Here is an 18078-nt window from a genome sequence, read left to right on the forward strand (position 1 = left end):
GCATCAACGTCGACAAGATTTGAGGCTGCTCGCTTTCTTTTTTATCGACTGGAAACGGTGGTGGATTTTTCTGCGGATTTCGCGCCTTATTCGCTGCGTTATGCAGCTTTTTGATTGCTCAAAGGATGGAATGATGAACGCTATGACTCAGCCGCACGGAGCGCGCGACAAGTTGCTCATACTCGCGGCCGTGTGCCTCTCGGCACTGGTCCTGCCGTTAAGTTTTACTGGCGGTGCGGTGGCGACACCGGCCATCGGCCGTGACTTGGGCGGTAGTCCGGTGGCGCTGACCTGGATCACCAATGCGTTCATGTTGACGTTCGGCAGTTTGCTGATGGCCGCCGGCGCATTGGCTGATGTTTATGGACGCAAACGCCTGTTCACCTTTGGCATGCTGCTGTTTACCGCCGCCTCGATCGCGCAGAGTCTGGCGCCTTCGGTGTTCTGGTTGGATGTATTGCGCGCCGTTCAAGGTGTGGCGGGGGCGGCGGCGCTGGCCAGTGGTTCGGCGGCGTTGGCGCAGGAGTTCGAAGGGCATGCCCGGACCCGCGCGTACAGCGTGCTCGGCACCACGTTCGGCATTGGTCTGGCCTTCGGACCCTTGGTGGCCGGGGCGTTGATCGAGGTCTTCAACTGGCGGGCGATTTTTGTCTTTACGGCGTTGATTGGTGGGATCGCGATGGTCTTCGGTCTGCCACGCATGCGCGAAACCCGTGATCCGGAGGCCAAAGGGCTGGACTGGCCGGGCACGCTGCTGTTCAGCGCAATGCTGGCGCTGTTCACGTTTGGCCTGATTCAGGCGCCGGACAGTGGTTGGGACAGTCCGCTGGTCATCGGTTTGCTGGGTGCTTCGGCGGTGTTGCTGGCGACGTTCGTACTCGTCGAAATGCGTGTCGAACGGCCGATGCTCGATCTGACCCTGTTCCGTTATCCGCGATTCATTGGTGTGCAGATGCTGCCGATCGGCACTTGTTTCTGCTACATCGTGCTGGTGGTGATGTTGCCGCTGCGTTTCATCGGCGTTGAGGGCTTGAGCGAGATCGATGCCGGTCTGCTGTTACTGGCGTTGTCCGCACCGATGCTGGTGGTACCGATGCTCGCCGCGTCGCTGGCGCGTTTTATTTCCGCCGGCATTTTGTCTGGCGCCGGGTTCCTGATTGCCGCCGTGGGCCTGCACTGGCTGAGCCTGTACACCGTCGGTGAGGCGAAATTCGCGCTGGTGGTGCCGATGCTGCTGATCGGTGTTGGCGCCGGTTTGCCGTGGGGGCTGATGGATGGTTTGTCGGTCAGTGTCGTGCCGAAAGAACGTGCCGGCATGGCGGCGGGCATCTTCAGCACTGTGCGGGTCGCGGGTGAGGGGATTGCCTTGGCGATTGTCGCGGCAGTGCTGGCGTCATTGCTGCACGCTGATCTGTCGAGTGCGGTACACGCGCTGACGGGTAGCGCCGAAGCCTCGTTGATTGCCGAGACCGCGCACCGGGTGACCACGGGTGATATGGCGCATGCGATCAACACCGTGCCAGGTCTGGCCAACGAGCGTCTGGTGCAAGGTTATGCGTCAGCGTTTCAATATCTGCTGCATATCCTGACGGTCATCACACTAGTGTCGGCAGCGGTGGTGCTGGGTTTGTTGAGCAAAGATCGCAGCGTCGCCGAGCCGCAACAGGCTGCCGCATAAAGCCAATGTGGGAGCGAGCCTGCTCGCGAAAGCGGAGTATCAGTCGGCATAAATATCGGCTGATGCATCGCCATCGCTGGCAAGCCAGCTCCCACAGGGTTTTGTGTCGGGCAGGAATGATGGGGATTACACCGATCAATGTAGGAGTGAGCCTGCTCGCGATGTCGGTGGCTCAGACAATGGAGATGGTGACTGGGCCGACCTCATCGCGAGCAGGCTCACTCCTACAGGTTTTTCCGGTGTCTGGATTATTTGCGATCCAGCCAAACGGTCTGCGCGTTGCAGAACTCGCGCACGCCGAAGTGCGACAGTTCACGTCCGAAACCGCTCCCACAGGGTTTTGTGCCGGGCAGGAATGATGAGCATTACACCGATCAATGTAGGAGTGAGCCTGCTCGCGATGTCGGTGGTTCAGACAATGGAGATGGTTACTGGGCCGGCCTCATCGCGAGCAGGCTCACTCCTACAGGGTTTGGTGTGAGCAAAGAAAGTGACAGCACTGCTGAGTATTGTGAGAGCAGGCTCGCTCCCACAGGTTTTTCAAGTGTGTGGGTTATTTGCGATCCAGCCAAACGGTCTGCGCGTTGCAGAACTCGCGCACGCCGAAGTGCGACAGTTCACGTCCGAAACCGCTCTTCTTCACACCACCAAAGGTCACGCGCGGGTCGCTGGCGGAGTAGCCGTTGATGAACACGCCGCCGGTGTCCAGTTCGCTGGTCAGTTGCTGGGCCAGTGCGACGTTGGCGGTGTAAATGGTTGCGGTCAGGCCGAACTCGCTGTCGTTGGCAAGGGCCACGGCATGCGCGCAATCACGGGCGGTGATGATCGACGCGACCGGGCCGAACAGTTCCTGTTTGAACGAGGTCATGCGGTCGGTGACGTCGGCCAGCACGGTCGGCTCGTAGTAGTTACCCGGGCCTTCGGACTTGCCGCCGCCGAGCAGCAGGGTGGCGCCTTCTTCCAGAGTGTCGCGCACTTGCTGGTCGAGCTCATCACGCAGGTCGAAGCGTGCCATCGGGCCGATGTAGGTCTCGGCAGACAGCGGATCTCCGACCTTCAATTTACGCGTGGCCTCGACGAATTTACGGGTGAACTCTTCGACCACGCCTTCTTCGATGATCAGGCGTTTCGCAGCGGCGCAAACCTGACCGGAGTTCTGATAGCGACCAATAACGGCGGCTTGCACCGCCTCATCCAGATCGGCGTCGTTGAGCACGATAAACGGATCGGAACCGCCCAGTTCCAGCACGCATTTCTTCAACGCGGCACCGGCCTGAGCACCGATGGCCATACCGGCACGGACGCTGCCGGTCAGGGTCACAGCAGCGATGCGTGGGTCAGCGATGGCGGTGGAAACGCCTTCCGGGGTGACGTTGATCACTTCAAACACGCCATCGGCGAAACCGGCGCGGGTAAAGGCGTCGCGCAACAGGTAGGCGCTGCCCATCACATTCGGCGCGTGCTTGAGCACGTAAGTGTTGCCAGCGATCAGCGCCGGCACGGCACCGCGCAATACCTGCCAGATCGGGAAGTTCCACGGCATCACCGCGAGAATCGGGCCGAGCGGACGGTACTCGATGCGCGCCTTGCCGCCTTCAACCTGAGTCGGTTCGGCATCGAGCATGGCCGGGCCGTGTTCGGCGTACCACTCGCAGAGCTTGGCGCATTTCTCGATTTCACCGCGAGCCTGGGCGATCGGCTTGCCCATTTCCAGAGTGATCATGGTGGCCATGGCATCGCTGGTTTCACGCAGCGCACCGGCGAGGGCGGTCAGCAAGTGCGAGCGATCCTGCAGCGGCTTGCGCTTCCATTTGCCGAAACCATAAGCGGCGCGGGTCAGTGCGGCGTCGAGGGCAGCGGCGGATTCAAACGCGTAATGACCGATCTGCTCGCCGTTGGCGGGGTTGATCGAGATGGCGTGGGTCTGGCTGGAAATCTGGCTCATGGCATCGTCCTGCAGGTTCGTCGGATGAGCCTAGAGTAGGGTGGTGTTTGTTTTCTGGAAACTGAATAATAAAGATCGTTTCTTTCACGATTGGAGAATGACTATGGATCTGGTGCAGCTGGAAATCTTCAAAGCCGTTGCCGAACACGGCAGCATCAGCGCCGCCGCCGCGCAGATCCATCGCGTGCCGTCGAACCTGACCACGCGGATCAAGCAACTTGAGCAGGATCTCGGGGTTGATCTGTTTATCCGTGAGAAAAGTCGTTTGCGCTTGTCGCCGGCCGGGTGGAGTTTTCTTGAGTATGCGCGACGGATTCTCGACCTGGTGCAGGAGGCTCGGGCGACGGTGGCAGGTGAAGAACCGCAAGGCGCGTTTCCGTTGGGTTCGCTGGAAAGCACAGCGGCGGTGCGCATCCCCGAGTTGCTCGCGGCGTACAACCAGTTGCACCCGAAAGTCGATCTCGACCTCTCGACGGGGCCATCGGGGACGATGCTCGACGGTGTGCTTTCCGGGCGACTCGCGGCGGCATTTGTCGACGGCCCGGTGCTGCATCCAGCGCTGGAAGGCGTGCCGGCGTTCGAGGAGGAAATGGTCATCATCGCCCCCATCAATCATGCGCCCGTCAAGCGCGCGGCGGACGTAAACGGCGAGAACATTTATGCCTTCCGTTCCAACTGCTCCTACCGTCACCACTTTGAAAAATGGTTCAGCACTGACGCTGCCGTACCGGGCAAGATTTTCGAAATGGAGTCCTATCACGGCATGCTCGCCTGCGTCAGCGCCGGTGCCGGACTGGCGCTGATGCCGCGCAAAATGCTGCAGAGCATGCCCGGGAGTGCGACCGTCAGCGTCTGGCCATTGGCGGCGGATTTTCGATATTTGACCACTTGGCTGGTGTGGCGACGGGGCACGGTGTCGCGCAGTCTGAGCATGTTTGTGCGTTTGCTGGAACAGCGCGGGGTGGTGCGCGCAGATGCATGATCGCGTCTGCCGCGCACTGGATCGCCGTTATTGCCCGTCGACGCTGCGCGGCACGTTCAGCGGATTACCTTCGCGCAACACTTCTGGCAGTAACTCATCCGGAAAACCCTGATAAGCCACGGGTCGCAAGAAGCGCTCAATCGAAGTCATGCCGACCGAAGTGAAGCGGCTGTCCGATGTAGCCGGAAAAGGGCCGCCGTGCACCGTAGCAAAGGTCACTTCCTGTGGGTGGGCGAAGGCGTTGACCACGATGCGTCCAGTGCGGCGTTCGAGAATCGGCAGCAGGCGCCGCGCCAATCCCAGATCGACACTTTCAAGGTGAATCGCCGCGCTGAGCTGTCCCTTGAACGAACGGGCGATTGCCAGCAGCTCAGCTTCATCACTGACCGATACCAACAGTGCCGACGGGCCAAACACTTCGTGGGCCAACCCCGGTTCGCTGAGCAATTGGTGTCCCTCGACTTCCAGCAACGCAGCACGTCCGGCGAACGTGGCATCGGCTGGCGTGCCTGCCGCGATCACCTGCGCGCCGGCACCTTCCATCACCCTCAGACCCGCGACGTAGGCGCCATGAATGCCCGGCGTCAGCATCGTCCGCGCCGGTGCCGCGCTGACCCGTTTGCGCATGGCGCTGCGCAGCTCATCAAACCCCGCACCGCGGATGGCGATCAGGATCGATGGGCACAAACAGGCCTGGCCGACGTTGACCAGCATCCGTTCGATAAAGCCGTCGCCGATTTCGGCGCCGCGAGCCGCCAGTGCCTCGGGCAGGATGAAGGTCGGGTTGACGCTGGTCATTTCGGTGAACACCGGGATCGGCTCGGGGCGCAATTGCGCGCGGCGGTAGAGCGCCATGCCACCTGGTTCGGAGCCGGTGAAGGTCACAGCCTTGATCAACGGATGATCGACCAGCGCTTCGCCAATGGCATTGCCGCCACCACGCACCATCGAGAAAACACCTTCGGGCAAACCCTGCGCCTGCACGGCTTTGCGAATGGCGCGGGCCTGGATTTCCGAGGCGCCGGGATGGGCGTTGTGCGCCTTGAGAATCACCGGCGCCCCGGCCGCCAGTGCCGACGCGGTATCGCCACCCGCCACCGAGTAGGAGATCGGGAAGTTGCTCGCGCCGAAAATCGCTACCGGACCGATGGCGATTTTTTGCAGGCGATGATCCATCCGTGGGCGCGGCTGACGCTGAGGTTGCGCCGGGTCGATCGCCAGTCGCAGAAAGCGGCCCCGGCGCACCACATCGGCGAACTGGCGGAACTGGGTCGCTGCTCTCAACGCTTCGCCCTCAAACTGAGCTTCGGGCAGTCCGGTTTCCAGTGCCGCGCGTGCCGCCAGTTCGCTGCGTACTTCATCGAGATTGTCAGCGATGCTCTCGAGAAACGCGGCACGCTCGGCCAGCGAGGTGTGGCTGTAGCGGTCGAACGCCGCGTCGGCGAGAGTGACTGCCTGATCAACCTGTGCCGCACCGCCGAAAGCGAAGTCCGGTTCTAGCAGTTGATCGGTGGCCGGGTTCAGCGCTTTCATCGTGCCTTCGGTGGCGGCCACATCCGCCGCGCCAATCAGCAAATGGCCGGTCAGACTCATTGCGCTTCACCCTGTGATTTGAGGTTGGCAATCAGTTCGTCCGTGCTGGCAATCACGTGAGCGAATGTCGGGCCGTTGAGCTCGTGGGCGGCGTGCATCATTTCTGCTTTGAAGGCCGCTGTTGCATCGCGTACGAGGGTGACGTGGTAGCCCAGTTCCGAGGCATAGCGCGCGGTGGCTTCGATGCAGGTGTTGGCCAGCAGGCCGACGATGATCACGTGGGTGACGCCTTGCTGCTTCAGGCGAAAATTCAGGTCGGTGTTGGCGAAACCACTGGAACCCCAGTGTTCTTGAACCACGATGTCGCCGTCCTTCGGCGCAAAATCCGGGTGCCATTCGCCGCCCCATTCGCCCCGGGCAAAATGATGCATGTGCATGATTTTGCATTGCGTCGGGGTCGGGTGATCCCAGGTTTCGTAGTCGCCTTTTTCCCAGCGGTGATGGGGTACGATGACCACCGGAATTTTCAAGTCGCGCACGGTGCGGTCGAGTTTGCGCAGGTTGTCGAGCAGGCCGTTCTGTTCGGCCATGGGTTTGATCAGAGGGAAAATCTTGCCGCCGTCCGACAGAAAATCGTTGTACGGATCGACCAACAGGTAGGCGGTTTTGTCCAGTGGATAGGGGGTATTCGACATGGCTGCTTGCTCCGGCAATGAGATTATCGGTGCACAGGGCTTGTCCTGGCATCGTTTAGATATGATAATCATAGTAACTGTAAAAGAGGCAAGCCCTGATGGCAGTAAACGATAGTCTTCCTGACACGCTGTGCCCGATCTCCCGGGCCGAGACGATCGTCGGCGACCGCTGGACGGTGCTGGTTTTGCGCGAGTTGTTCATGGCCAATCATCGCTATGACGAGATCCAGGCGCAGACGGGCGGTACGCCGCAGATGGTCGCCGCGCGTCTGAAATGTCTGGAAGCGGATGGGTTGGTCGAACGACGCTTGTACAACGAGCGACCGAAACGCTACGAGTACCACCTCACCGCGAAAGGCGAGGCGTTCTACCCGGTGATCATTGCGCTGCGGGCGTGGGGAGAGACCTGGTGCAAAACACCGGAGGAGGGACTGGCGGTGAACATGACCCACAAAAGCTGCAACCACAGCGCCGGCCTTGGGCCGCTGTGTGAGCACTGCGGCGAACTGTTGCGTCGGGAGGATCTGATCAGCCAGCCACAAGCAGCCTACGCCGCCGAACGGCAGGCGCGGCGTGAGGCGTTCAAAAGCAAATAACCTTGATCAAGGCGTGCCGTTTTTACCGTGCAGCACGTAGCCGGGACGCAGGCTCAAGCGCTCGTAATAGGCTTTCACCGCGGCAAAATCCGGGTGAGCCAATGGTGTTTCGAACCATCGGTTCACCGACAGTCCGATGGGAATGTCCGCCAGTGAAAACATCTCGCCGCTGACGTAGGCGCCGGTCTTCTCCAGTTGTCGGTCGAGGATGGCCATGTTCCGCGCCCAGTCCCGGCAACCGGCTGCCAGTGCGGCGCTGTCCTGATGCTCCGGCGACTGGCGCACCAGCGACAGAAACGCGTACGACCACGAGCGATTCAGCTCCGAAGCCTGCCAATCGATCCACTGATCAATCCGCGCCCGCGCCATCGGCTCCGTCGGATAAAGCTGCGTGCCGTCGTAGCGCGAGACCAGATAGCGAATGATCGTGTTCGATTCCCACAACGTGAAATCACCGTCCTGAATCACCGGCACCATGGCGCAGGGATTGAGCGCGAGAAACTCCGAATCGTTGGTCGATCTGAACCCCGATCCCCAGTCTTCACGCTCGAAAGGAATGCGCAATTCAGCGCACGTCCACAGCACTTTGCGCACGTTGATCGATGAGGCTTTACCGAGTATCCGCAGCATTGGATGTCCCTTTCCTCAGAGTCTTCAGGCTTGAAGAAATACCATACCGAAATAAACAAGGCCCGCACTAAGCGGGCCTTGGTTTTTCATCAAATCAATCTCACAGACTGCTCGCCAGTTTTCCGCCCATCATCCGCCGACGGTAGGATGTGTCCCGATTCGCCAGCCAGAAATACAGCGGCGAGGTCACCAGCAAGCCCACCAGCCACGACAGATCCGCGCCATTGATGTGCGCCGACACCGGGCCGACGTACAGCGGCGTGTTCATGAACGGGATCTGCACGGCGATGCCGATCGCGTAAGCCAGCAACGCCTGCGGGTTGTAGCGACCGTAGATGCCGCCGTCGACCTGGAAGATCGACTGGATGTCGTACTGGCCTTTGTGGATCGCGTAAAAGTCGATCAGGTTGATCGCGGTCCACGGCACCAGCACTACCAACAACACCAGCACCATGTCGACGAAGTGGCCGATAAAGTCTTTCGAGGCGCCGACGGCGGCAAAGCAGCAGGCCAGCAAGACGATGATCGAGATCACTGCGCGGCTCTTGGCGGTAGGAATCCAGCGGTAGGCGAAGGTCTGCACCAAAGTGATCAGCGACAGCACCGCGCCGTACAGGTTGAGGGCGTTGTGGCTGATCACGCTGAGCAGGAACAGCACCAGCATCAGCGGGCCAATAGAGCCAGTGGCGAGTTTGACCGCGTCCATGGTGTCCATGCCCACCGGGGTTGCCAGCACGGCAACGGCGCCGAAAATAAACGCCAGACTCGAACCCAGCGCTGAACCCAGATAGGTCGTCCAGAATGTCGATGAGACTTTTACGTCGGCTGGCAAGTAACGCGAATAATCGGACACGTAAGGCGCAAACGCGATCTGCCACAGCGCGGCGAGCGACACAGTGGCCAGCCAGCCGGACAGGTTGAAGCTGCCACGGGTGAGGAAGTCGTCAGTCTGAATATGGGTGAAAATGTAGCCGAAGCCGACAACGATGCCGATCCCCAACACCCACGTGCCGATGCGGTTGAGCACGTGGATAAAGCGGTAGCCGATGATGCCGATGACTCCCGAACCGACTGCGCCAGTGACGATGCCGACCGGTACTGGAACGCTGTCGACCACGCCGTGCAGCGACTTGCCGGCCAGCACGATGTTGGAGGCGAAAAAGCCGATGTACATGACGCCGGCAATCAACACCACCAGCAACGCGCCAAGAGAGCCGAACTGCGCGCGGCTCTGGATCATTTGCGGGATGCCCATCTGCGGGCCTTGCGCCGAGTGCAGTGCCATCAGCACGCCGCCGACCAGATGGCCGACCAGAATGGCGACGATGCCCCAGAGCAGATTCAAGTGAAACAACTGCACGCCCAGCGCACCGGTGACGATGGGCAACGGCGCGATGTTGCCGCCGAACCAGAGCGTGAACAGATCCCTGACCTTTCCGTGGCGATCTTCGGGGGGCACGTATCCTATCGTGTGTTTTTCAATCAGCGGAGCGGAGGATGCTGTTTGGGTAGCCATGACGAACTCCAAGGCAAGGATGAGTACGTGGACGTACTTCGGCAAGCGCCGGCACGGGCGGCGCATTTCTTGTTGAAGCGATCATGTGCAAAGCGTCGGGATAGATAAATTAGTAAGTTTGTTGCTTCAGACCTTAAAAAAAATATGCTTCGGCTGGCGCCCGTGTCCGGTATGTTCAAGTTTGATCGTGCGCCAGGGAACAGGGCGAACACTCGCGCTCTTCGGGAGACTCACATGGCTGCCTACAACCTGCGCCAGCTCAAATACTTCGTCACCACCGCCGACTGCGGCAGTGTCGCCGAGGCCTCGCGCAAGCTCTACATCGCGCAGCCGTCGGTTTCCACCGCGATCAAGCATCTGGAAGAAAGCTTCGGTGTGCAGTTGTTCATCCGCCATCACGCCCAAGGCGTCTCTCTGACGCCCAGCGGTTCGCGCTTTTATCGCAAGGCGCTGGAGCTGCTGCGCGTGGCCCACGAGTTCGAACAGAACGCGCTGGCCGACAATGATGTGGTCGCGGGGCAGATCGATATCGGCTGTTTCGAAACCGTCGCACCACTGTACTTGCCGCGCTTGATCGCCGGCTTCAAGGCGCGCTGGCCGGGGGTGGAAATCCGCATTCGTGATGGCGAGCAACAAGAACTGGTGCAGGCGCTGACCGCCGGCAGCATCGACGTGGCGATGCTGTTCGAGCACGATCTGGACAGCACTATCGAAACCGCACCGCTGATGCCGCCGCAACAGCCTTACGCTTTGCTGCCGGCCAGCCACCGTTTCGCACAACAGGCCAAGGTCTCGCTGGATGATCTGGTGCTGGAACCGATGATCCTGCTCGACGTGGTGCCGAGCCGCACCTATTTCGTGAGCATCTTCGAAGAGCGCGGGCTGACGCCGAACATCGTCTTCAGCTCACCGTCGATCGAGATGGTGCGCGGCATGGTCGGCAATGGTTTCGGCTTTTCGATTCTGGTGACCAAACCGTTCAGCGACTACACCTACGACGGCCAGCAAGTCGTGTGTGTACCGCTGGCGGAAAACGTCACCGGTTCGGGATTGTCGGCGGCCTGGCTGCGTCGTGTGCAACTGACCAAACCGGCGCAGTTGTTTGTCGATCATTGCCGTGAAGAACTGGCCCGACTGCACCCGTGAGTGCCGTCGAGCCGCTGGTCAGAGGCTGATAAACGCCAGCATGCGCTGGAGCATGGCATCGCACGCCTGCAACTGTTCGAGGCTGACAAACTCATCGGGTTTATGGCCCTGGTCCATGCTGCCGGGGCCGCAGACCACCGTGGGAATCCCCACCGCATCAAACAGTCCACCCTCGGTACCGAACGCTACGGTGCCGAAATCCTTTGAGCCGCAGAAGGCTGAAATCAGTTCCGCCGCCTGGCTTTGCGCATCGGTGGCCAATCCTGGATACGCCGACAAGGCGCTGAAGCGAATATCACTCTGCGCACTGACCGCGCGCATACGCGGCAGCACTTCGCGTTCGGCATAGGCTTTCAGCGCCTCGGCAACCAGCGCCGGATCCTGCGAGGGCAGGGCGCGGATTTCGAAGTCGAATCGGCAATCGGCCGGCACGATGTTCAAGGCCTTGCCGCCGCTGATCACACCGGTCTGCACGGTGCTGTAGGGCGGGTCGAAGCGCGCATCGTGATGCTCCGGCGCTTTCAGTTGCTGGCCGAGGCGACCCAGTTCGCCGATCAGTTCGGCGGCGTATTCAATCGCGTTGACCCCGAGCGGCGCATACGCCGAATGGCACGGATGGCCCTGCACATCGCAGCGCATCGCCAGTTTGCCCTTGTGGCCGAGCACCGGTTTCAGTTCGGTCGGTTCGCCGATGATGCACAGCAGCGGTTTGATCGGACGTTGCTGCAAGACCTTCAGCAGCGAGCGCACGCCGAGGCAGCCGACTTCTTCGTCATAGGACAAGGCAATGTGCACCGGCATGCGTAGCGGCGTTTCAACCAGTGACGGCACCAAGGCCAGCACGCAGGCGATGTAGCCCTTCATGTCCGCCGTGCCACGGCCGAACAGTTTGCCGTCGCGTTCGCTCAGTTCGAACGGCGGCAGCGTCCACGGCTGGCCATCGACCGGCACCACATCGGTATGCCCGGACAGCACAATGCCCGGTTGATCCACCGGGCCGATCGTGGCGAACAGGTTGGCTTTGCTGCGCTCATCGTTATAGATCAGCGCACACGGCACGTCGAAACCCGCGAGGTAATCGCGGACTGATTCGATCAGTTGCAAGTTGGATTCACGGCTGGTGGTATCGAACCCCACCAGCACTTTGAGCAACTCGACGCTGTTCATCGATCATCCCCGGCCACGCCATAGCCCGGCGCTTTCGCCGGATCGAGGGCGCGGTCGATGTAGTCCTGAAGCTGCGGCTCGTAAGCGTTCCAGAGTTTTTGCAACTGGCCGATCGGGTCTTCATCGGCCCAGTCGACGCGCAGGTTGACGATCGGCCAGGTCTGCTCGCCGACCACCACGACAGCGGCCGAATGCACCGGCCCGGCTTCGCCACCGAGAGCTTGTGCGGCTTGCAGCGCTTTGAGCAGACGATCAGCGAGTTGACCCTCACCGTCTTCAAAGGCACTGACCATGGCTTCGATCACCGAACGGCCGGCGAGCATGTTGCCGGCGGCAACGCATTGTTCGCCGCTCACGGCGTTGTGCACACCGAGGGTTTGCGCACCGCTGAAATGCGCGGTCTGGCCGAGGTGGTTGATCGCCGTGATCTGCCGGTACTGGCTGTAGCCGTTGCGCGTGAGGACTTTGTCCAGCGCATCGTCCGGCGCCAAACCTTGTTCCATCAGCGCGAGGACTTCCGGGCCGAGGGAGGGCAGGGTGATGTTCTGGCTCGATACTGCGCCGACACCCGGCAGCAGCCATGGGCAACGGGCGCCGACGGCGATGCTGGAGGAACTGATGGCGACACCGAACTGGCCGGTTTCGGCGCAGCGGGCTGCGATTGAAAAGGTCATCTAATGAACTCCTTGTGTGTCTGGACTGGCCTCATCGCGAGCAAGCTCGCTCCCACATTTGATATGCATTCCATTGTGGGAGCGAGCCTGCTCGCGAAGGCCGCGACTCGGTGTGATGCCTTACTCAGGAATCACCGCAATCACATCAATCTCCATCAACCACTGCGGCTGCCCCAGCGCCGATACCACCAACCCGGTGGAAATCGGGAACACGCCTTTAAGCCACTTGCCGACTTCGCCATACACCGCCTCGCGATAACGCGGGTCGATCAGGTAGGTGGTGGTTTTGACGATGTGGCTCATGTCGCTGCCGGCTTCTTCGAGCAGTTGCTTGACGTTGCGCATGGCCTGTTCGGCTTGTGCACGCGGATCACCCAGACCGATCAGATTGCCGTCGAAATCAGTGCCGACCTGCCCACGGACATACACCGTGTTGCCGGCGCGCACGGCCTGGCACAAATCGTTGTCCAGCGTCTGGTTGGGGTAAGTGTCTTTGGTGTTGAACATGCGGATGCGCGTGTGGGTTGGCTGACTCATGTGAAACTCCTGAAGATGGTGCGCCCCGGCGCAATCGGCGTCGGAGCGAAAAAGGCAATCAAGCGTCGACGGTATCGGCGGCTTTACTGTGGATGTTCTGGTGCAACTCGGCCTCGCGCTGCTCGGCATCGCGATAGTCGAGGTACTTGCGCTGGGTGGCGATGTGATCGGCGACGTGTTTGGCGTCGTGCCACACGCCCCAGATAAACGACGAACCGCGACGCGACTGCCATGGCAAACCAAGGAAGTACACGCCCGGCTCGCTCGACACGCCGCGCTGATGCACAGGCTTGCCCTTGTCGTCGAACGCCGCGACTTGCAGCCACGAATAATCCACGGCGAACCCGGTGGCCCAGATGATCGAGGTCACGCCAGCCTTGGCCAGATCGAGATCGGCCAATGGGTTTTTCACGCACTCGGGATCCGGATAGGTTTGGCGCGCTTCCGGTTCTTCCGGCAGATCGAGGCCGTTGCGTTCGATGTAGGCATCGGCGGCATCCAGCAGCGCCAGGTAGTTTTCGTCGCCGCGAGTGAGATTGCCGACGAGGTCCTGCTTAAAGGTCACCACGCCGTTATTGAACGATTCGGTAACGCCGACCAGGGTCATGCCGCGATGGGCTAGACCACGGAAATCGATGGTGCGACCGCCATGGGCGCCACTGACCGCGATGGTCACGTGCTCGCGCCCCGGTTTCATTGCTGCCTGATCCCACTCACCGAGCACACCCAGCCACCAGCAGAAATCCCGATTGCGATAAGCGCGAGGCGGGCGGTCGTGAGCGCCGACCGACAGGTAAACCTGCTTGCCGGAACGTTGCAGTTCATCGGCAATCTGCACGCCGGAAGAACCGGCTCCGACCACCAGCACGGCACCCGCCGGCAATTGCTGCGGGTTGCGATAGTCAGCGGAATGGATCTGCAACAGACGTGCGTCTTGCGGGGCAATTGCCGGGATCACCGGTTTTTGAAACGGTCCGGTAGCGGCGACCACACGGTTGGCTTCGATCACACCTTCGGACGTCTGGACAGTGAAGCCCGGGCGACCGACATTGCGCACCACGCTTTTCACCTCAACGCCGGTGCGGATCGGTGCATTGAATTTCTTCGCATAGGCTTCGAAGTAATCGGCTACGCGCTCTTTCGGGGCGAAACCGTCGGGATCGACGTCATCGAATTCCAGGCCGGGGAAGCGGTCGTGCCACGCCGGGCCGTTGGCCACCAGCGAGTCCCAGCGCCCGGTGCGCCAGCGTTCGGCAATGCGATTGCGCTCCAGCACCAGGTGCGGCACACCGAGTTTGCTCAGGTGCTCGCTCATCGCCACGCCCGCTTGGCCGGCACCCACGATCAGCGTGTCTGTTTTTATTATTTCAGGGGTCATCTCTACATCCTTCCTAGCAAGGCAGTGGGATTCGGGCCGCTGTTGGCTTGTCCGTTTGGCTTGAGGTCAGACTAGGGAGGAGGGGGGTATCGGTAAAATATTATTAAGCTGGGATGTGAAGATAAAATTCTGATGCAGCGCCGGGAAACCCTTGAAACACGGGGTTTGCAGATAGTCGCTGCGGGGTTGGGAGGTAAAAAACCGGTTGGCCTGACGTGCAGTGGTGAGCAGAATCTCCGCGCTCACCACTGCGCCGGTTTCAGCGATTGAGAAACGCCAACAGATCCTCATTCAAGGCCTGCGCATGCGTCACCGCAAAACCATGCGGCGCCCCGGCGTAAACCTTCAGTTCAGCGCCCTTGATCTGCGCCGCCGCCTGTTTGCCGGTAGTTTCGAACGGCACGATCTGGTCGCCGTCGCCATGAATCACCAGCGTCGGCACGTCGATTTTGGCCATGTCCGGGCGGAAGTCGGTTTCCGAGAACGCCGTGACGCAATCCACCGTGCCTTTGAGCGAGGCCATCAGAGCGATATTCAACGTTTGCGTGAGCACGCCGTCGGAGACTTTCTGGCCCTGATTGGTGCCATAGAACGGCGCGGCGAAATCGGCGATGAACTGCGCGCGATCCTTCAGCAGGCCGGACTTGATCCCGTCGAATACCGAGCTGTCGACGCCCTGCGGGAAATCGGCTTTTTTACCGAACAGTGGCGTCACGGCGCCCAACAGCACCAGACCGGCAACCCGCTCGCTGCCATGGCGGGCGATGTAGCGGCTGACGTCGCCACCACCCATGGAAAAGCCCACCAGCGTCACATCGCGCAGGTCGAGATGGTTGATCAGTTGCGCGATGTCATCGGCGAAAGTGTCGTAGTCATAACCGGTCCACGGCTGATCTGAGCGGCCGAAACCGCGACGATCAAACGCAATGGTGCGATAGCCTCGGCTGCTCAGGTATTCCATCTGGTATTCCCACATGTCGGCATCCAGTGGCCAGCCATGGCTGAACAGCACGGGTTTACCGCTGCCCCAGTCCTTGTAGTAAATCTCGGTACCGTCTTGTGTGGTGAAGGTGCTCATGGAAACTCCTGCTTCAGGATTCGCGGTAGTGCCGGAATGGCGGCATTCACTATCAGCGCAAAGCGATCCGGCTACTTGTATGCAGGTGCTGGTTTTGCGCAGTTCAGTCGTGGATCCGCGCCAGAGTTGTATGATGCAACCCAAAGCGGCATCGCCGACTGATGAATCGAGGGAGTACGTTCAAGTGAAACGCAAAAGCCTGCAGGGCAATGCCTGCCCGGTCGCCCGCACGCTGGACCTGATTGGCGACTGGTGGTCGCTGCTGATCATTCGTGACGCGCTGGATGGCATCCGGCGTTTCAATGATTTCCAGAAGAGTCTGGATATCGCCAAGAACATGCTCAGCGCGCGCCTCAAGGGGCTGGTGGAGCAGGGGATTCTGCAGGCGATGCCAGCCGCCGACGGCGGGGCTTATAAGGAATACGTGCTGACAGAGCGTGGCAAAGCCTTGCAGACCGTGATCGTCGCGCTGTCGCAATGGGGCGGTGAATTCATGTATGCGCCGGGTGAGCCAGGGTCGGTGATGGTTGATGCAAAGGATCGTCAGCCAATTCGCAAGCTGCAATTGACGGCGGCCGATGGTCGCGTGCTGGCCCCGGAAGACGTCGCGACGCGGCTGGGCGTTGAACACTGAAAGGCGGCGCTGCTTAATCAGGCTATGCCTCGCGGGACTGCGATCCCATTTGTACATTCCTCGTTACAAACCCGACAAATGGTCGAAACGATTGTTTGACGTCAAAATGATGGCCATCTAATATCGCGCCACTATTTTGATGTCACTTTTCGTCTCGAGGGATCGAACATGTCCTCACCCGCCCTCGTGGCGAGGTTGTGCGTAGCGTTGCTGTGCCTGTCTCCACTCCAGATTGCCGTAGCGGCCCCTACACCCGGTGACACCGACCTTATCCGTGACCGCCAGAATCGCCTGCTCGAAGAACAGCAGCGGCGCCTCGAAGAACTCAAGGATCTGCCCGGCAAGGACGTCAAGCCTGCGCAACCGGCTGCCCCCACCGATACCCGTTGTTTCCCGATCAAAGACATTGAGCTCAAGGGTGCCGACAGCCTGTCGGACAAAGAAAAAAACCGTCTGCTCAAGCCCTATATCGGTGAGTGCCTGGGCGTACCTCAGCTCAACGAGCTGCTCAAGGTCATCACCGATTACTATATCGAGAAAGGCCTGGTCACCAGCCGCGCCTACTTGCCGCAGCAGGATCTGTCCAGCGGGCACCTGCAAGTGCTGGTGGTCGAAGGCAAGCTTGAAGGCATGAAAGGCGCGGAAAACAGCCAGCTCTCGGAGCGCGAACTGGCCATGGCCTTTCCCGGCAAAACCGGTGAACTGGCCAACCTGCGCGAGATCGAGCAAATGGTCGATCAGCTCAACCGCCTGCCATCCAATCAGGCAAAAATGGAGCTGGCGCCGGGCCAGAACGTCGGTGGCAGTGAAGTGCTGGTCACCAACACGCCGCAGAAACCATGGCGAGTCGGGCTGTCGCGCAACAACGACGGCCAGCGCAGCACCGGTGAACAGCAATGGGGCACCACGTTTGACTGGGACAGCCCGCTCGGCCTGGCGGATCAGTTGAGCCTGCGTGGCGGTCACGACGCGATGACTGACCATCAGCACACCTCCAACAACGCCATGCTCAATTACAGCTTGCCGTGGGGCTGGTGGACCTTCAGCTACACCTACAGCCAGAGCGAATACCGCTCGCAAATTGCCGCCAACCTCTACAACTTCAAACAGACCGGCGACAGCGAAAACCATCAGTTGCGCGCCGAGCGGGTGATCCATCGCGACGCCGTCAGCAAGACCTCGCTCAGCGCGGGTCTGTCGTATCTGCGCACCAATAACTTCATCGAAGACAGCAAGCTCAAACTGAGCAGCAACCGCATCAGCGAAGCGCAGTTCGGCTTCAACCACGGTCGTCGGGTCGGCAGTGCTTTCGTCAACTTTGACGCGGGTATGCAGGAAGGTATCGGCGCCTTCGATGCGCAGGGCAGTCACGACCCCGGCCCAAGCGAGCCCAATGCACGCTACCGCAAATACACCGCAACCCTGAGCTACCTGCAGCCGTTCAAGCTCTGGGGCGAGTCGTTCAGCTTCAGCAGCCTGATGACCGGCCAGCGCAGTGAAGATGTGCTGTTCAGCCCGCAACGCACCAGCCTCGGCGGCTCGTCGTCGATCCGTGGCTACAAGGATCAGTCGCTGTCCGGCGACAGCGGTGGTTACTGGCGCAATGATTTGCGTTGGTCGCGCCCGGTCACTGTCGAGTGGCTGCAACCGGTGTTCACCGAGTACGGCACGAGTCTGGGTTACGACCAGGGCGTGATTCAGAACAACCAATACAACGGTGATCAGCACGGGCGCATGTCGAGCAACTCGCTGGATCTGTTTGCCCGTGGCAAACACCTGTCCGCCGGGGTGACGTTTGCCCACTCCCTGGAACGCCCGGCTGCGCTGACCGAGCGTGAAGCACCGATCTACTTCCGTCTGGAATTCTTCCTCTAAATACCGCCTGCCCC

Annotated in this window: 16 protein-coding genes; 6 read left to right on the top strand and 10 right to left on the bottom strand. The window is 60.6% G+C overall.

Features of this window, described 5'->3' with window-relative positions:
* Positions 1–133 precede the first annotated feature (133 nt).
* Positions 134–1678, top strand: coding sequence for an MFS transporter (locus AC5SEM_RS08205; protein ID WP_495472612.1), 1545 nt, complete (start codon positions 134–136; stop codon positions 1676–1678).
* 553 nt (positions 1679–2231) lie between these two features.
* Here AC5SEM_RS08205 and AC5SEM_RS08210 read toward each other — a convergent pair.
* Entirely contained in the window at positions 2232–3623 is a 1392-nt protein-coding gene (locus AC5SEM_RS08210) for an aldehyde dehydrogenase family protein (RefSeq protein WP_495472613.1), read from the bottom strand.
* Between the two features lie 103 nt (positions 3624–3726).
* On the opposite strand from AC5SEM_RS08210, the gene ptrR reads away from it, so the two are divergent.
* The gene (ptrR, locus tag AC5SEM_RS08215; protein WP_495473451.1) at positions 3727–4605 is read left to right on the top strand and encodes a putrescine utilization regulator PtrR; all 879 of its coding nucleotides are present in this window, start codon (positions 3727–3729) and stop codon (positions 4603–4605) included.
* A gap of 27 nt (positions 4606–4632) precedes the next feature.
* On the opposite strand, the gene AC5SEM_RS08220 is transcribed toward ptrR, so the two are convergent.
* The gene (locus AC5SEM_RS08220; RefSeq protein WP_495472614.1) at positions 4633–6198 is read right to left on the bottom strand and encodes an aldehyde dehydrogenase (NADP(+)); all 1566 of its coding nucleotides are present in this window, start codon (positions 6196–6198) and stop codon (positions 4633–4635) included.
* Positions 6195–6833 (bottom strand): cysteine hydrolase family protein, encoded by a 639-nt coding sequence (locus AC5SEM_RS08225; RefSeq protein WP_495472615.1) that lies wholly within the window; start codon positions 6831–6833, stop codon positions 6195–6197. The genes AC5SEM_RS08220 and AC5SEM_RS08225 overlap by 4 nt, the downstream gene beginning before the upstream one ends.
* A gap of 98 nt (positions 6834–6931) precedes the next feature.
* On the opposite strand from AC5SEM_RS08225, the gene AC5SEM_RS08230 reads away from it, so the two are divergent.
* Complete coding sequence (locus AC5SEM_RS08230; protein WP_495472616.1) at positions 6932–7429, top strand: winged helix-turn-helix transcriptional regulator; 498 nt, start codon at positions 6932–6934, stop codon at positions 7427–7429.
* A gap of 6 nt (positions 7430–7435) precedes the next feature.
* Here AC5SEM_RS08230 and AC5SEM_RS08235 read toward each other — a convergent pair whose 3' ends face one another.
* Positions 7436–8059 (bottom strand): glutathione S-transferase family protein, encoded by a 624-nt coding sequence (locus AC5SEM_RS08235; RefSeq protein WP_495472617.1) that lies wholly within the window; start codon positions 8057–8059, stop codon positions 7436–7438.
* A 100-nt stretch (positions 8060–8159) separates the two neighbouring features.
* Entirely contained in the window at positions 8160–9575 is a 1416-nt protein-coding gene (locus AC5SEM_RS08240; RefSeq protein ID WP_495472618.1) for a purine-cytosine permease family protein, read from the bottom strand.
* A 234-nt stretch (positions 9576–9809) separates the two neighbouring features.
* On the opposite strand from AC5SEM_RS08240, the gene AC5SEM_RS08245 reads away from it, so the two are divergent.
* Positions 9810–10721, top strand: a complete 912-nt coding sequence (locus AC5SEM_RS08245; protein ID WP_077573310.1) for a LysR family transcriptional regulator — start codon at positions 9810–9812, stop codon at positions 10719–10721.
* Positions 10722–10739: 18 nt separating this feature from the next.
* Here AC5SEM_RS08245 and argE read toward each other — a convergent pair whose 3' ends face one another.
* From argE to AC5SEM_RS08270, 5 genes are all read right to left on the bottom strand, one after another.
* Positions 10740–11888, bottom strand: a complete 1149-nt coding sequence (argE, locus tag AC5SEM_RS08250; protein ID WP_495472619.1) for an acetylornithine deacetylase — start codon at positions 11886–11888, stop codon at positions 10740–10742.
* Entirely contained in the window at positions 11885–12562 is a 678-nt protein-coding gene (locus tag AC5SEM_RS08255) for a DUF1028 domain-containing protein (protein WP_495472620.1), read from the bottom strand. The genes argE and AC5SEM_RS08255 overlap by 4 nt, the downstream gene beginning before the upstream one ends.
* Before the next feature lie 120 nt (positions 12563–12682).
* Entirely contained in the window at positions 12683–13099 is a 417-nt protein-coding gene (locus AC5SEM_RS08260) for a RidA family protein (RefSeq protein WP_099758743.1), read from the bottom strand.
* Positions 13100–13157: 58 nt separating this feature from the next.
* Positions 13158–14477, bottom strand: coding sequence for a flavin-containing monooxygenase (locus tag AC5SEM_RS08265; RefSeq protein ID WP_495472621.1), 1320 nt, complete (start codon positions 14475–14477; stop codon positions 13158–13160).
* Between the two features lie 259 nt (positions 14478–14736).
* Positions 14737–15555 (bottom strand): alpha/beta fold hydrolase, encoded by an 819-nt coding sequence (locus tag AC5SEM_RS08270; protein WP_077573305.1) that lies wholly within the window; start codon positions 15553–15555, stop codon positions 14737–14739.
* Between the two features lie 184 nt (positions 15556–15739).
* Here AC5SEM_RS08270 and AC5SEM_RS08275 point away from each other — a divergent pair, with 184 nt between their 5' ends.
* On the top strand, positions 15740–16189 hold the full coding sequence (locus tag AC5SEM_RS08275; protein WP_331695513.1) for a winged helix-turn-helix transcriptional regulator: 450 nt from the start codon (positions 15740–15742) through the stop codon (positions 16187–16189).
* Positions 16190–16357: 168 nt separating this feature from the next.
* Positions 16358–18064 carry a ShlB/FhaC/HecB family hemolysin secretion/activation protein gene (locus tag AC5SEM_RS08280; RefSeq protein WP_495472622.1) on the top strand — a complete coding sequence of 569 codons (1707 nt, stop codon included), beginning with the start codon at positions 16358–16360 and terminating at the stop codon, positions 18062–18064.
* Positions 18065–18078 lie beyond the last annotated feature (14 nt).

Source organism: Pseudomonas sp. CH61, from assembly GCF_059429415.1.